Genomic DNA, 15,383 nt, shown 5'->3' with positions numbered 1-15,383 from the left:
CAGCTCGGTTCGGGACGGGGCGGATATGCCCTCGGTCCCGGAAGTCCGTTGCGCCTTGTGCCTGGAGGCATCGGGCGCGTTCTGGTCTGCAACACCGCCGGCGCGTATTGGTTTCCGCCTCCGCAGGATTTTTCTGCGGTGCGGCGCCGGCGTGCCGCCTCAGGCGTCGTGAGCCGCCTGCCAGGCGATGCTGCGCAGCTGCGAGCGGTGCAGGCCGAGATCGGCCAGCTCGCGGTCGCTGAGCGCCAGCAGCTCGTTCAGGGTCTGGCGGTAGACGCGGCGGCGTTCGAGCGCGGCGCGCCAATCTGCGGTGAGCGCGGCAAACCGCGCGGAAAGGTTCGTCGGGCGTGCATTCGTCGTGTTGGATGCGAAGGCCATGATGTCACTCCGTTCGCTGGTGTTCGCTGTTGGCGCTAAACTGGCCCTTATGCTGCGTGTGCACAATGGGCGTATCGGCAATGCTGCTATGCAGCATGCGCAAGCTGAAAATCGAGCAATGTGAGCGGGTTCCCGATCGCAGGGATAACGGACGTAGGGTCACTTTGCGCCTGTTGCGCCGGGGCCATGGCGATTTCAGCAGGCGGGTGTGCCCCAGGCCGGGAGCAGGCCGATGCATGCACATTCATGGGTTGTGCGGGGTGCGTCGGGGCCTCGCGCGCGCGTGCGCGCCGCGCGCGAAAAGACTCGTGGCGACTTATGAGGCGCGCCGTCGCCGACCGTTCAGGGGGATGGTTTCCCATCGTGCGGACATGGGCGCAGCGGTCCACCTGCCGTCCGACGTGGGAAACCATGGTACTCTGCCGGCCGGGCATGGTTCCCGGCCTCGGTCCTGCGTTGAACGCGGTGCCGACCCGTGTGATTCTGCTCTCCAGAGGGCGTTTCGTGGCCATTTCCGACCTGGACGGCGCCTGTTGTGGGAAACATGTCACGGACATTCGCTGGGCGCGGCGAGCGCGAGAAAGGGCTTGCGGCGAAGAATTCCGCGATCCGCTTGGGCGGGATTTCGCCATATCTAGTTCTGCTCGCGAGTCGCGAAACTAGATGGGGTAAAGCGTTCGTGATCAGCTGGCTCTACATGTAGTTATCCACACTGGCTGTGGACAACAATTTGCCCGGCGGTTGCAGTTTTTAGTTGTTTCCCACGATTTCCCATGGCATCCCTAAATCACTCGATGAGGGACGGAGCAGGCAGCGGACACAAAAAACAGCCGCTAAAAAAACTCCAATAAAAAGAGCAGGTTTCATACAGGCGCTCCGCCTCTCATCGACATACGACTTCGAGCTGCGCGGGCGAGCAGAACATCCCCCCAGGTGGCGCGCGCTCTCGAATATCCCGCATCGCGGGAACAGGCGGCGGGTTGATCGGTGGCAGCAGATCAACCCGCCGCATTTCGTTTCGGGGGGCAGGGACAAGGGGCTCTGCGCGTGAGTCGCAGGCAAAGGTTCAGAGGCGAAAGTCGGCACAAGGTCGACGGCAAGGGACGGGTCTCCATCCCTGCCAATTTCCGTCGCGTGATCCAGGACCTCGATCCCGGCTATGTCGAAGGCAAGAACCCCGAATTCGTGATCGTCTACGGCGGGAGCACCCGCAACTACCTCGAGTGCTTCACCATCAAGGCGATCGAGGAAGTGGACCTCAAGATCGAGGCGCTGCCGCGCGGCTCCGTCGAGCGCAAGATGCTCGAGCGCATGTTCAACGGCCAGGCGCAGGATTCCTGGGTCGACGATACCGGCCGCATCGTGCTGAGCGCCAAGCTGCGCGAGAAGGTGGGCATCACCGACGAGGCCTTCTTCATCGCGTCCGGCGACACCTTCCAGATCTGGAACCCCGACACCTACGAGGCCGAGCAGGAGGCCGTCGAGAAGTGGTTCGACGAACTGCCTGACGACGTCGACCCCGTGATCTTCCTCGACCAGGCGCGGGAGGCCTGACGTGACCGGCGCCGCACCGCACCTCCCGGTCCTGCTGCGCCCGCTCCTGAAGGCGGTGGCGCCGGTCGCTGGCACGTGGATCGACGGCACCTTCGGGGCGGGGGGTTATGCGCGCGGGTTGCTCGCGGCCGGCGCCGCGCAGGTCGTGGGCATCGACCGCGACCCCCTCGCGCACGAGATGGCAGCATCCTGGGCCCATGAATACGGCGAGCGGCTGAGGCTCGCGCAGGCGAACTTCGCGCAGATGGACGTGATCGCGCAGGACGTGGACGGCGTGGTGCTGGATCTCGGCGTGTCGTCCATGCAGCTCGACCGCGCCGAACGCGGCTTCTCGTTCCAAAAGGACGGCCCGCTCGACATGCGGATGAGCCAGGACGGTCCGTCGGCCGCCGACCTCGTGAACGGGCTGCCGGAGGCCGCGCTGGCGGACATCCTCTTCACCTATGGAGAGGAGCGTGCCTCGCGCCGCATCGCCAAGGCCGTCGTGCGCGCCCGCGCCGAGGCGCCGATCGAGACGACGGCGCGGTTCTCCGAGATCGTCGAGGGCTGCCTGCCGCGCCAGAAGCCCGGACAGTCCCACCCCGCCACGCGGTCCTTCCAGGCGATCCGCATCGCGGTGAACGACGAATATGCCGCGCTCTTCGAGGGGCTCCTGGCTGCCGAGCGGGCGCTGGCGCCGGGCGGACGGCTCGCCGTGGTGACCTTCCATTCCGTGGAGGACCGCATGGTCAAGCGGTTCCTGCAGATCCGCGCGGGCCAGACCGGCCGCGCGAACCGGTTCCAGCCGCAGCTCGAGGAGCCCGCGCCGCAATTCGAGCTCTACTCGAAGAAGGCGATCGGGCCCGATGCGGCCGAGCTCGACGAGAATCCCCGCGCGCGATCGGCCAAGCTCCGGGTGGCGCGCCGCACCGACGCGGCCCCCGGCACCATCGAGGCGCGCGACATCGCCATGCCCATCCTGAAGGAGTTCCGCTGATGCGCACCTTCGTCTACGTGATGACCTTCCTCGCGGTGATCGGCCTCGCGTTCTGGGCCTATCACGAGAACTACAAGACGCAGGCGGCATTGTCCGAGGTCGAGGACCTGTCGCGCGGCATCGGCGCGGCACATGAACGCCTGTCGGTCCTGCGCGCGGAATGGGCCTACCTGAACCGGCCCGAGCGGCTGCGCGATCTGGCCGAGATCAATTTCGACCGGCTCGGGCTGCTGCCGTTCCGTCCCGAACAGTTCGGGCGCGTCGACCAGATCGCCTATCCCGCGCCGCCCGAGATCGAGATCAGCCAGCCCGTGGACATCTCCAGCGCCGGAGCGACCCAATGATCCGCACCCCCCTGCGCCCGCTTGCCCGCATCCTCGAGGCGCGCGAGAACGGCGAGAACCCCGATGCCATCGAACGCGAGAACGTCCGCATCCGCCACGAGCAGATGCGCGACCGCGCGCGGGTGCGCGCCGAAAGCCGGCTTCTCGTGCTGGCGGTCATGTTCTTCTGCGCCTTCACCGTGGTGGGCGCCCGCATGGGCATCCTGGCGGCCAGCGAGCCGGCCGAGCCGCGCGCGCAGGCACCCGGGGCCGCCATCGTGTCGGGGCGGGCCGACATCGTCGACCGGCGCGGGCGGATCCTCGCGACGAACATGCAGACGCACTCGCTCTACGCCCATCCCCAGCAGATGATCGAGCCGGAGCGCGCGGTCGAAGAGCTGGTGCGCATCTTCCCCGACCTCGACCGCGAGCAGCTGCTCAAGGATTTCACCGGCAAGCGGAAATTCGTGTGGGTGCGCAAGACGCTGTCGCCCGAGCAGAAGCAGGCGGTGCACGACATCGGCGAGCCGGGACTGCTCTTCGGGCCGCGCGACATGCGGCTCTATCCGAACGGCCGGCTCGCAAGCCACATCCTGGGCGGCACCCGTTTCGGACAGGAGGGCGTGCATTCGGCCGAGGTCGTGGGATCGGCCGGCATCGAGCGCTTCTTCGACAAGGAGCTGCGCGATCCGGCCCGCGAGGGGCGGCCGCTCGAGCTGTCGCTCGACCTCACCGTGCAGGCGGCGGTCGAGCGCGTGCTGGCCGGCGGCATGATGCTGATGAACGCCAAGGGCGCCGCGGCGGTGCTCATGGACGTGCATTCGGGCGAGGTGGTCTCGATCGCGTCGCTGCCCGATTTCGACCCGAATTCCCGGCCGCTGCCGCCGACCGAGGGTTCGCCCTCCGACAGCCCGCTCTTCAACCGGGCGGTGCAGGGTGTCTACGAGCTCGGCTCGACCTTCAAGATCTTCGCGGCCGCGCAGGCGATCGACCTCGGGCTCGTGAACGCGCAGACGCTGGTCGACACCAACCCGCCCTTCAAGGTGGGCGGCTTCCGCATCGGCGAGTTCAACGGCAAGAACTACAAGGTGCTAACCGTCGAGGAGGTCATCGTGCATTCCTCGAACCGCGGCACCGGCAAGCTGGCGCTGCAGATCGGCGCGCCGCGGCAGAAGGATTTCCTCGAGAAGCTCGGCTTCTTCCAGGCGACGCCGCTCGAGATCGTCGAGGCCAAGGGCGGCGCGCCGCTGCTGCCCAAGCAGTGGACCGACCTCTCGAGCGTGACGATCTCGTACGGGCACGGCATCTCGACCTCGCCGCTGCACCTTGCCGCGGGATATGCGGCCATCGCCAACGGCGGGCGGGCGGTCAAGCCCACGCTCCTGCGCCAGGCGGCCCCGCAGATGGGCGAGCGCATCATGAGCCGCGAGGCCGCCGAGGCGGCGCAGGTCATGCTGCGCAAGGTCGTGACCGAGGGAACCGCAAGCCTTGGCGACGTGCCGGGTTACCACGTGGGCGGCAAGACCGGCACCGCCGACAAGCCCAAGGCGCGCGGCGGCGGCTACTACAAGGACCGGGTGATCGCGACCTTCGCCACCATGTTCCCGGCCACCGACCCGAAATACGTGCTGATCGTGTCGCTGGACGAACCGGTCGACACGACGGGGCCGGAGCCGCGCCGGACCGCCGGCTGGACCGCCGTGCCGGTCGCCGCCGAGATGATCGAGCGCATCGCGCCGCTGCTCGGCCTGCGGCCCGACTACGAGTCGCAGACCGGCCTCACCCTGGTCAGCAGCAGCAACTGATTGCCGGGCGCGCGCACGCTAGGACTTGCGCGCTTCCGCGCGCGGGGGGCAACTGATAGTGCAGGCGGACGAACAGGCAGACAGATGATCCGAGGACGCGACGTGACCGGCGACAGCAAGTCCCTGACCCAGTTGGGCCTCACCGCGCGCGGCGGGCGGGACGCCCGTGTCACCGGGCTTTCGGTCGATTCGCGCGAGGTGGCGGCAGGCCACCTGTTCGCCGCGCTGCCCGGCACGCAGGTGCACGGCGCACGGTTCGTTGCCGCCGCGCTCGAGCGCGGGGCGGGCGCGATCCTGACCGATGCCGAAGGGGCGGACATCGCCGCGGAGGCGCTCGCCGCGTCCGACGCCGCGCTGGTGATCGCTGCCGAACCCCGCGCCGCGCTGGCCTATGCCGCGGCGCTCTGGTTCGGCGCGCAGCCCGAGACGATGGTCGCCGTCACCGGCACCAACGGCAAGACGTCGGTCGCGACATTCACCCGCGCCATCTGGCAGGAACTGGGCCTGCGCGCGGTCAACCTCGGCACGACGGGTGTCGAGGGCGACTGGCACGCGCCCCTGCGCCACACCACGCCCGAGCCCATCACGCTCCACCGCGCGCTCGCCGAGGCCGCCCGCGCGGGCGTCGATCACGCGGCGATGGAGGCGTCCTCGCACGGGCTCGCGCAGCGCCGACTCGACGGCGTGACGCTCCGGGCGGCAGGGTTCACGAATTTCAGCCAGGACCACCTCGACTACCATGCGAGCTTCGAGGATTATTTCGACGCCAAGGCCGGGCTCTTCGCCCGGGTGCTGCCCGAGGACGGCACCGCGGTCGTGAACATCGCCGATCCGCGCGGCGTCGACATGGCGGCGATCGCCACCGCACGGGGCCAGCGCGTCATCACCGTGGGCCGCGAGGAGGGCGCCGACATCTGCCTCACCGCGCAGCGGTTCGAGGCCGAGGGCCAGACCATCCGCGTCGTGCACGAGGGCCGCGCCCGGCAGGTGCCGCTCGCGCTCATCGGCGGGTTCCAGGCCGAGAACGTCCTGGTGGCGGCGGGCCTCGTGATGGCCTGCGGGGCCGAGCCCGACGACGTCTTCGCGGCGCTCGAGAAGCTCACCACCGTGCGCGGACGCATGCAGCTCGCCGCGACCCGCGGCAACGGCGCGACGGTCTTTGTCGACTACGCCCACACGCCCGGCGCGGTGGAGACCGCCATCGGGGCGCTGCGCCCGCACGTGATGGGCCGGCTCGTGGCCATCGTCGGCGCGGGCGGCGACCGCGACCGCGGAAAGCGGCCGCTGATGGGCGCCGCGGCCGCCGCACATGCGGACGTGGTCATCGTCACCGACGACAATCCGCGCTCGGAGGATCCCGCAGCGATCCGCGCCGCCGTGCTCGAGGGCGCGCCCGACGCGGTGGAGGTGGGCGACCGGGCCGAGGCGATCCTGCGCGGCGTCGACCTTCTCGGCCCGGGGGATGCGCTCTTGATCTGCGGCAAGGGGCACGAGACCGGCCAGATCGTCGGCGCCACCACCTATCCCTTCGACGACGTCGAACAGGCCTCGCTCGCCGTGGCCGCGCTCGACGGGCGGATCGCATGAGCGCGCTCTGGACCTCCGGCGAGGCGGCGGTGGCAACCGGCGGCCGCAACACGGCGGAGTGGAGCGCGCGCGGCGTGTCCATCGACACCCGCACGTTGAAGCCCGGCGACCTCTTCGTGGCGCTCAAGGCCGCGCGGGACGGGCACGACTTCGTCGCGCAGGCCCTGGAGAAGGGCGCGGCGGCGGCGCTCGTCAGCCGCGTGCCCGAAGGCGTCGCGCCGGACGCGCCGCTCCTGATCGTGCCGGACGTCCAGGGCGGACTCGAGGCGCTCGGGCGTCACGCCCGCGCCCGGAGCCCTGCGCGCGTGGTCGCGGTGACGGGATCGGTCGGCAAGACCTCGACCAAGGAAATGCTGCGCCAGGTGCTGGGCGGGCAGGGGCGGGCGCATGCCGCCGAGGCCTCCTACAACAACCATTGGGGCGTGCCGCTGACACTGGCACGGATGCCCGCCGACACCGATTTCGCCGTGGTCGAGATCGGCATGAACCATCCGGGCGAGATCGCGCCGCTGTCCCGCATGGCGCGCCCGCACGTGGCGATCGTGACCACGGTTGCCCCCGCCCACCTCGCGGCCTTCGGGTCGCTCGACGGGATCGCGCACGAGAAGGCGTCGATCTACGAGGGGCTCGAGCCGGACGGCACCGCGATCCTGAACGGCGACCTGGCGACGACGCCGATCCTCGAGGCCGCGGCCGACCGGGCCGGTGCCCGCAGGATCAGCTTCGGCGAGGGGGCGGGCTGCCACCATCGCGTCACCGCGATCCGCATCTGCGACCGCGCGACGGTCGCCCATGGCCGCGCCTGGCGCACGCAGGTGCTCTACAAGGTGGCGGTGCCGGGGCGGCACTTCGCGGTCAACGCCATGTCGGTGATCGCGGCCGCGGGCGCGCTCGGGCTCGACCGGGCCTTGGCACTCGCCGATCTCGGGCGCTGGCATCCGCCCGCCGGGCGCGGCCAGCGCGAGGTGATCCCGCTCGACGCGGTCGACACGCACCTGACGCTCGAGCTGATCGACGACGCCTACAACGCCAATCCCGCCTCGGTCGCGGCCTCGCTCGAGGTGCTGGCCGCGGCGGAGGTGACCCACGGCATCGGCCGCGTCGCGCGGGGGCGGCGCATCGCCTATCTCGGCGACATGGGCGAGCTCGGCTCGGGCGAGGCCGCGGCGCATGCCGCGCTCGCGGAACTGCCCGCCCTCGGGGCGGTCGACGTGGTGCATTGCGTGGGTCCGCTCATGGCGCACCTGCACGACGCGCTGCCGCCCGCGCGGCGCGGACGCTGGTGCGCGACCGGCGCGGAGATGGCCGAGGGGATGCATCGCGACCTCGACGCCGGCGACGTCGTGCTGGTCAAGGGATCGAACTACATGGGCCTCGCGCGGCTGGTTGACGCCATTCGCAAAATGCGCCAAGGCGCCGAGGTTCCGGAGGCCTGACGCGCACGTGCCGTGCCGCGACCGGGCCGCGATACTGGGAGACGACATCCATGCTGTTCTGGCTGACCGAACTGTCCGACGGGGGCGGTGCGTTCAACCTCTTCCGCTACATCACCTTCCGGGCGGGCGGGGCCTTCCTGACGGCACTGATCTTCGGCTTCCTGTTCGGGCCGCCGCTCATCAACGTGCTGCGCCGCCGGCAGGGCAAGGGCCAGCCGATCCGCACCGACGGGCCGGAGGGGCATTTCGCCAAGGCGGGCACCCCCACCATGGGCGGCCTTCTGATCATCGGGGCGCTGGTGACCTCGACGCTGCTCTGGGCGCGGCTCGACAACGCCTTCGTGTGGCTCGTGCTCTTCGTCACCTGCTCCTACGCGGTCATCGGTTTCGCGGACGATTACGCCAAGGTGACGAAGCAGACCTCGGCGGGGCTGTCGTCGCGGATGCGGCTCCTCCTCGGCTTCGTGATCGCGGGGATCGCGGGCTTCTGGGCGTCGGTCTACCATCCGCCGGAGCTGACCGGGAACCTCGCGCTGCCGGTCTTCAAGAACACGCTGGTGCACCTGGGCTACTTCTTCGTGCCCTTCGCGATGATCGTGATCGTGGGCGCGGCGAACGCGGTCAACCTGACCGACGGGCTCGACGGGCTCGCCATCATGCCGGTGATGATCGCCGCCGGCACGCTCGGGATCATCGCCTACGCCGTGGGCCGGGCGGACTTCACCGAATATCTTGACGTGCACTACGTCCCCGGGACGGGGGAGATCCTGATCTTCTGCGCGGGCATCTTCGGCGGGGGCCTCGGGTTCCTGTGGTACAACGCCCCGCCCGCGGCGGTCTTCATGGGCGATACCGGCTCGCTCGCGCTCGGCGGCGCGCTCGGCGCCATCGCGGTCGCGACGAAGCACGAGATCGTGCTGGCGATCGTCGGCGGGCTCTTCGTGGTCGAAGCCCTGTCGGTGATCATCCAGGTCTTCTACTTCAAGCGGACCGGCAAGCGGGTCTTCCTGATGGCCCCGATCCACCACCACTACGAGAAGAAGGGCTGGGCCGAGCCGCAGATCGTGATCCGGTTCTGGATCATCGCCCTGATCCTCGCGATGATCGGCCTCGCCACGCTGAAGGTGCGCTGAGCCGCCTCGTGCCGGTCCGATCCGGCGGAGCGCGCTGGCGCGCGCGCACGAGTTGTCGCGCGCCGGCCTCGCGGCCGGCCCGCTCCGCGCGTCCTGGCCGGCGCGACGCGGGGCACCCGGGCCGCATCCGGGCTTGAGGCCGGGGGAGCCGCGCCTGTAGGCTCGGCCGCGGGGAGGCTCCTTCATGGACGGACGCGCGGACGGGATCACGGCACCTCGGATCGGCGGCGCGGCGCGCCCCGGGCTCTGCACCGATTGCGGCATCTCGCGGGTGGGCGACGGCCGGGCCTGCGGCCGTGCCTGCCAGTTCATCCGCCCCGACCACGCGCGCCTCGAGGCGGCCGCGCACGGGCGCGCGGCGCGCGAGGACGGCGAGGAGCGGTTCTTCGGCGTGATCCAGACCATGCTGCGCGCGGAGCTCGCGCCGCCAGCGCCGGGCGCGCAATGGACCGGCCTCACCACCGCGCTCGGCGAGGCGCTGCTGCGCGAGGGCGCGGTCGACGCGGTGCTGGCGGTCGCCCCCGATCCCGACGACCGCTGGGCGCCGGTCCCGGTCATCGTCACCGATCCGGACGAGATGGCGCGCTGCCGCGGCATGCGCATGGGGTTCGCGCCGCTGCTCGCGCTGCTCGAGCCCGCGCGCAGGGCGGGGCACCGGCGGATCGCGGTCATCGGCATCCCCTGCCAGGTGCACGCGCTGCGCGCGCTCGAGGCGGACCTGGGTTTCGACGACATCACGGTGATCGGAACGCCCTGTTCCGACAACACCACGACCGCGCGGTTCCACGAATTCCTCGCCCGGCTCGACGGCCGGCCCGAGACGATCTCGTATCTCGAGTTCCGCGCCGACTACCGGGTGGAACTGCGCTTCGACGACGGGCGGCCGCCGCGGACCATCCCGTTCCTGAAGCTGCCATTGGCGGACCTGCCTGCGGATTTCTTCCCGATGACCTGCCGGACCTGCGTCGACTACACCAACCGGCTGGCCGACGTGACCGTGGGGTACATGGGCGGGGACGGGTCGCAATGGGTGATCGTACGCAATGCCCGCGGCCAGGCGCTGATCGACCGGCTGGGCGCGCGGCTCGCGACGCGGCCGCTGACCGATCGCGGCCGCCGCGCCGGCGCCGTGAAGGGCTACCTTGCGAATGTCGCGCGGGCTGCGGGCGGGCTGCCGCTCCGCCGAATGCCGGACTGGCTGCGTCCGGTGGTCGCGTGGCTGCAGCCCCGCACGGGGCCGCGGGGTCTCGAATTCGCGCGGGCGCGCGTCGAGATGAAGGCGATCGAGACCGTGCTGCACCTGCGCCGCGCCCATCCGAGGCGCATGAAATGGATGGTGCCCGACCATGTCTGGCGCCTGGTGCGGCCCTACGGCCTCGACCCGCGCCGGGGCGAGCGGCACGACGCCGAGTGAGGCGCCGCGTGCCGCCCGGCGGCGGCTTTCCAACGGCCGGGACTTGCGGTAGCCCGTGCTGCGGCAGAGCGGGAGGTCCGGGGGACAGATGATCGCGGTCGAAGGATACGAGGGCGAGCGCGTGGGCGTTCTGGGGTTGGGCCGGTCGGGCCTGTCGGCGGCGCGCGCGCTGAAGGCCGGCGGCGCCGTGCCGGTCCTCTGGGACGACAACCCGGACGCACGCGCGCGCGCCGGGGCGGAAGGGTTCGAGATCCGCGATCTCGGCCGGGAGGGCGCTCTGGCGGACGTGACGATCCTGGTGGTGAGCCCGGGCATTCCGCATCTCTACCCCGCGCCCAATGCCGTCGTGGCCGCCGCCTGGGCGGCCGGCGTGCCGGTCGACAACGATATCGGGCTCTTCTTCCGCGCGCTGGGGCAGGGGGCGTGGGACGCGCTCGACACCCCTCCGCGGGTGGTCGCAGTGACGGGGTCGAACGGCAAGTCCACGACCTCGGCGCTCATCCACCACGTCCTGACCTCGGCCGGGCGGCCCTCGCAGCTGGCCGGCAATATCGGCCGCGGCGTGCTCGACATCGAGCCGCCGGGCGAGGCGGGCGTCGTGGTGCTGGAGCTGTCCTCCTACCAGACCGATCTCGCGCGGGCGCTGACACCGGATGTGGCGGTGTTCACCAACCTCTCGGCCGACCATCTCGACCGGCATGGCGGGCTCGGCGGCTACTTCGCGGCCAAGCGCCGGCTCTTCGCCGAGGGCGGGCCGGACCGCGCCGTGATCGGAGTGGACGAAGCCGAGGGCCGCTACCTCGCCAACCAGCTGTCGACCGCGCCTGCGGACGACCGGGTGATCCGGGTCTCGTCGGGCACGAAGCTGACCGGTCCGGGCTGGCAGGTCTTCGCCCGCAAGGGGTTCCTCACGGAATGGCGCAAGGGCCGGCAGGTGGGCGCGATCGACCTGCGCGCGGTCCGCGGGCTTCCGGGCGCGCACAACCACCAGAATGCCTGCGCGGCCTATGCCGCCGCGCGCGCCCTGGGTCTCGGGCCGCGGCAGATCGAGGCCGCGTTCCACTCCTTCGAGGGGCTGCCCCACCGCAGCCAGATCGTGGCCGAGGCGGGCGGCGTCACCTACGTGAACGACAGCAAGGCGACCAATGTCGACAGCGCGCTGAAGGCGCTCCTGGCCTTCGACCGCGTGCGCTGGATCTGCGGCGGCCTGATGAAGGACGGCGGCCTCTCGGGGCTCGCGCCGGGTCTCGCGCACGTGGCGAAGGCCTATGTCATCGGGCGCGAGGCGGCGGGCTTCGCGCTGGAGCTTCCGGGGATCGAGGCGGAGATCTGCACGACCATGGCGCAGGCGGTCGCGCGCGCGGCGGAGGAGGCCCGGCCGGGCGAGACCGTGCTTCTGGCGCCTGCCGCCGCGAGCTTCGACCAGTACGACAATTTCGAGAGGCGCGGCGAGGACTTCACCGCCCGGGTGCGCGCGGCGCTCGGCTGAGGCGCCCGGCTCAGGCGGGGTCTGGGCTCCGCAGACGCACCATCTCGCCCGCTTCCACCGCGCGCCGGTGGATCGCGCCCAGCTGCGCGGGAATGCGCTCGAGCCCAAGGATGCGCGCGATCGCCATCCGGTGGTTGCCGTTGCCCGCGAGCATGGGCAGGCCGTCGCGGTCGATATGTACGAGGATGCCGCCATGTTCCCGGCGGAAGGCCTCGGGCCGCTCCCGCACCGGCTGCAGCCGCCGGGTCCGCGCGATGTCGTCGTACATCCGGTCGATCGCGGCGTAGCGCCGGCGCACGTCGTCGAGGGTGCGGCATCCGTCGAATATGCCGTGCCGGTCGATCCGGCGCATCATCTCCTCGAAGATGCCGGTCTCCTCCCAGCTCTCGCCCTTCACGAAGTGCCGGACACAGGCCCTGATCTTGGTCATCTCGTCCACGGGCCGCCAGGAGAGGTCCCAGTCGCCGTCCGCCACAGTGCCGCTGTGGCGCCGCTTGTAGACCTGCGGCCCGCCGCGGGCATAGGCGCGGTCGACCTGCCGCGGATCGATCCAGATGCATTCGTCCGACAGCGGCGCGCCGCGGCCCCAGGTCAACCTGTTGGCCAGATCGCGCACGGCCTTGCGCGGAACGCCCGCCTCGATCATGCGGACGAGACGGGAGCGGGTGTCGCTGCTTGCGGAGTCGGTCATGGCGGGTCGTGGGATCAGATCTCGGTCGGGGCCAGTAACCATATGACATTTCGATGACGCTCCGCAGCCCCCGGTAACGGATTCATGACACGTCGTGGGCGCCCTGTGGCCGCCCCGCCACGCGCATCCCGCCCACCCGCCGACAGAGTACCCTTGATGCCGCGCCGCGCCCGGACTAGAACCTGACGCGCCGCGCGGCGGTCCGGGTCGTTAGCTCAGTTGGTAGAGCGTCTCGTTTACACCGAGAATGTCGGCGGTTCGAGCCCGTCACGACCCACCATCCAACGTGCTGAAATTTAAAACGCTTCTGCTTCAATCCGAGCAGATCACACACGCGCGTTTCCCAATCTGCGTCCTTCGTTTCCCAAACTACCGCTGCGTCTCGCGTGCACGTACGCCACGCTTCGAGCCGATAGTGGCTTACAACCGAGTTTAACAATGTACCTGAACGCGCTCGCGGCACCTCGTCGCGTTGGGCGGGAAGCCGTTGTTCTCCGCTTCACTCACCGGCCCAAGGGAGGCACGCGTTTGTCATCCTCTGTTGCGGCACAGCTACCCCAGATCAGCCATTCGACCTAGTCCTCGATCGAGCTATCACTCGAATCGCTGTTCGGATTCTTCATCTCGTTGTCTGTCACGCGCGCGTTCTCGTTCGATTTCTATGGCAAGTCGCGCTGACACCGACTTTGCGGCATTAGCTATCGCTTCCTGCTCATGATTTGTCAATTCAGCAATGGAATCGGCCCTCGGCTGCATGACGTCCGCACGGCTCCCCGACCACGCCAATGGGGCGACACGATCCGCGTAGGCTTTAAGGACCGGTTCGCAATTTGGGGCGGCTTCAAGAAACTCAACAGCGGATGACGTCATGGAAGAGCCATCTCTATTCCCATCGCCCTTCTCCCAAAGGCCGATAACTGACGCGACCAAGCCCCAGGCATCCGCTTCGTTCCGATGCTGACACCACTCAATCAGGTTGGCCACATCGATCTTGGAGAGCGGGTTGCGCCGAATGCTCCCGTGACGAATGAAGAAGGCGCGTCGATGCTGCTGATCCTCTGTCCCCTGGAAAGCACGGTCCAGAAATTCCTTGGGCATCAGTCTTGCTGTAGTTCCAATCGCCGTCTTGAACGAATGGACGTAGCCGTAACGCTCGTCAACGACCGAGAAAATGGCATCCAACCACTCTGTCTTCTCGGTATCATTACCGGCGAAGGAAAGTGCGGCCGTGATGACTTTGTCGATGCGATAGTCTTCGGTTCCACCAAGGTCGCCGTGACCCGCCAACAAAAAATTGGATGCCGCCTTCAAGCCAAGTTTTCTTAGTTCTGGTCCTAACGTATCGTCCGCAGTGTCCTTTCCGTGAAGCTTCATACTGAATGCGACAAGGAGTGTACCGTCACCGTCTGACTTGGCCAGGATCTTCTGTGCAAGCTCCAACAAACGTTCGGACGGCAAGTGTGCGTAGTTATCCCTCCATAGGATAGATCCGAACATCTCAGTCCGAGTTTCTTCATTGTCGATTAGGGCCATGCACCGATCCAGATCGTTCTCTGTGAAGTCATTCCATGGATGCAGGTCCACAAGGACATTTCGAAGTTCCGAGTGCTTCGCACATTCATCCAAAAGTTCTCTCGAAAGCGCAGGATCATTGGCGGCAACCTCTTCAATGAAGCCGCCAATCACCGCAAAGTCTTGGTTCGAACTGGATGACTGAGCGAGGTGTTCTAGTAAACCTCGCCAACCTCCACGATAATTTTGGGACCCCTTGGCAAAGCCGATCCCAAACGCCTTGCGATAGGACATCCAATCGCCGGAAAACAACTCAGAACCCAATTCATCAAGTTCATGGTCGGAAGCTGCAAAGCTCTCACCTAAGTCCTTTGCCTTTTTGGTAAACCGATCTTGAGCATCCCGATGCTCGTCATCGCTGCTTTCCTCAAACTCGCCATCGAGTGCCCAATGGTCATGCCTTTTACTAAGTACGTAAGTTTGGATTTTCGCAATGAGGTCGCGAGGCTTCAGGTCCCGTTCTAGATCGACGAGGGTCTGGGGAAGCGGTTCCGGTTCAGGCTCGTCCTTTTGCCTTATGTGATCGAAATAGATGATTGACCGAACTGCTCTCCAGCCTTCACCCCATGGCTGGTGATCATTGATGACCTTCGCCGCTTCGACCAGCGTCTCCCGCATTGCTTGATGATGCCACAGACCTCGAAACTCATTCGCCAGTACCTGCCGCGCACGGCTCTTGATGTCCTTGTCATTCGAATATGCAAACCGCACTGTTAGATTGATAAAAGCCGTTCGCCACTCTACGAGTTGGTCATGGTCAGGATGATAGCCGTAATCCCTTGGCCGCGCCCCAAACTCGTTTACACCGAAGCCTGTCCATGGTGGTCCGTCCAAGGCCATTGAAAGCAACTTTGTGCCTAACGAACGCCGTCCAGTACTTTCGGAACCTAGACATTCTGCAACAGCAGCGAGGCGCTGCTCCAAAGATGCATGTGTGCCAGACTGATAGGGTTGGAAAAACCTTGAGATCATGTCCCTTACGGCATCATATCTGTTATTTTCGTGGTCTTGCCCCCGTTTCATCG

12 protein-coding genes and 1 tRNA gene are annotated in these 15,383 nt (G+C 68.1%); 10 read left to right on the top strand and 3 right to left on the bottom strand.

Going from position 1 to position 15,383, the window contains the following annotated elements:
* Nucleotides 1-159 precede the first annotated feature (159 nt).
* The gene (locus tag RISW2_RS21185) at nucleotides 160-378 is read right to left on the bottom strand and encodes a DUF1127 domain-containing protein (protein ID WP_043774802.1); all 219 of its coding nucleotides are present in this window, start codon (nucleotides 376-378) and stop codon (nucleotides 160-162) included.
* 1,047 nt (nucleotides 379-1,425) lie between these two features.
* Between RISW2_RS21185 and mraZ the strand changes: the two genes are divergently transcribed.
* The 9 genes from mraZ to murD all read left to right on the top strand — a co-directional run bounded on the left by mraZ (nucleotide 1,426) and on the right by murD (nucleotide 12,095).
* On the top strand, nucleotides 1,426-1,932 hold the full coding sequence (gene mraZ, locus RISW2_RS21180) for a division/cell wall cluster transcriptional repressor MraZ (RefSeq protein ID WP_156943931.1): 507 nt from the start codon (nucleotides 1,426-1,428) through the stop codon (nucleotides 1,930-1,932).
* 1 nt (nucleotide 1,933) lies between these two features.
* Nucleotides 1,934-2,908: a 16S rRNA (cytosine(1402)-N(4))-methyltransferase RsmH gene (rsmH, locus tag RISW2_RS21175; RefSeq protein ID WP_043774801.1), complete on the top strand. Its 975-nt coding sequence runs from the start codon at nucleotides 1,934-1,936 to the stop codon at nucleotides 2,906-2,908.
* Nucleotides 2,908-3,252: a cell division protein FtsL gene (ftsL, locus tag RISW2_RS21170; protein ID WP_043774799.1), complete on the top strand. Its 345-nt coding sequence runs from the start codon at nucleotides 2,908-2,910 to the stop codon at nucleotides 3,250-3,252. Before rsmH ends, ftsL begins: the two co-directional genes overlap by 1 nt.
* The gene (locus RISW2_RS21165; RefSeq protein WP_043774798.1) at nucleotides 3,249-5,036 is read left to right on the top strand and encodes a peptidoglycan D,D-transpeptidase FtsI family protein; all 1,788 of its coding nucleotides are present in this window, start codon (nucleotides 3,249-3,251) and stop codon (nucleotides 5,034-5,036) included. Before ftsL ends, RISW2_RS21165 begins: the two co-directional genes overlap by 4 nt.
* An 84-nt stretch (nucleotides 5,037-5,120) precedes the next feature.
* Nucleotides 5,121-6,623 carry a UDP-N-acetylmuramoyl-L-alanyl-D-glutamate--2,6-diaminopimelate ligase gene (locus RISW2_RS21160; protein ID WP_051492247.1) on the top strand — a complete coding sequence of 501 codons (1,503 nt, stop codon included), beginning with the start codon at nucleotides 5,121-5,123 and terminating at the stop codon, nucleotides 6,621-6,623.
* Complete coding sequence (locus tag RISW2_RS21155; RefSeq protein WP_043774796.1) at nucleotides 6,620-8,059, top strand: UDP-N-acetylmuramoyl-tripeptide--D-alanyl-D-alanine ligase; 1,440 nt, start codon at nucleotides 6,620-6,622, stop codon at nucleotides 8,057-8,059. Before RISW2_RS21160 ends, RISW2_RS21155 begins: the two co-directional genes overlap by 4 nt.
* Before the next feature lie 50 nt (nucleotides 8,060-8,109).
* The gene (mraY, locus tag RISW2_RS21150) at nucleotides 8,110-9,192 is read left to right on the top strand and encodes a phospho-N-acetylmuramoyl-pentapeptide-transferase (protein WP_043774794.1); all 1,083 of its coding nucleotides are present in this window, start codon (nucleotides 8,110-8,112) and stop codon (nucleotides 9,190-9,192) included.
* Between the two features lie 184 nt (nucleotides 9,193-9,376).
* A complete protein-coding gene (locus tag RISW2_RS21145) occupies nucleotides 9,377-10,606 on the top strand; it encodes a Coenzyme F420 hydrogenase/dehydrogenase, beta subunit C-terminal domain (protein ID WP_051492245.1) in 1,230 nt (409 codons plus the stop codon).
* A gap of 88 nt (nucleotides 10,607-10,694) precedes the next feature.
* Complete coding sequence (gene murD / locus RISW2_RS21140) at nucleotides 10,695-12,095, top strand: UDP-N-acetylmuramoyl-L-alanine--D-glutamate ligase (RefSeq protein ID WP_043774793.1); 1,401 nt, start codon at nucleotides 10,695-10,697, stop codon at nucleotides 12,093-12,095.
* A 10-nt stretch (nucleotides 12,096-12,105) separates the two neighbouring features.
* Here murD and RISW2_RS21135 read toward each other — a convergent pair whose 3' ends face one another.
* Nucleotides 12,106-12,786 carry a hypothetical protein gene (locus tag RISW2_RS21135; RefSeq protein WP_043774791.1) on the bottom strand — a complete coding sequence of 227 codons (681 nt, stop codon included), beginning with the start codon at nucleotides 12,784-12,786 and terminating at the stop codon, nucleotides 12,106-12,108.
* A gap of 204 nt (nucleotides 12,787-12,990) precedes the next feature.
* Here RISW2_RS21135 and RISW2_RS21130 point away from each other — a divergent pair.
* A tRNA-Val gene (locus RISW2_RS21130) sits at nucleotides 12,991-13,066 on the top strand.
* 314 nt (nucleotides 13,067-13,380) lie between these two features.
* Here RISW2_RS21130 and RISW2_RS24750 read toward each other — a convergent pair.
* Nucleotides 13,381-15,383, bottom strand: a 2,003-nt coding sequence (locus RISW2_RS24750) for a hypothetical protein (protein WP_211238734.1), incomplete at its 5' end; no start/stop codon positions are given.

Source organism: Roseivivax isoporae LMG 25204, assembly GCF_000521865.1.
GTDB lineage: Bacteria > Pseudomonadota > Alphaproteobacteria > Rhodobacterales > Rhodobacteraceae > Roseivivax > Roseivivax isoporae.
Note: the sequence above shows the minus strand (reverse complement) of the source record. Positions and strands in the feature narration are given on the sequence as shown.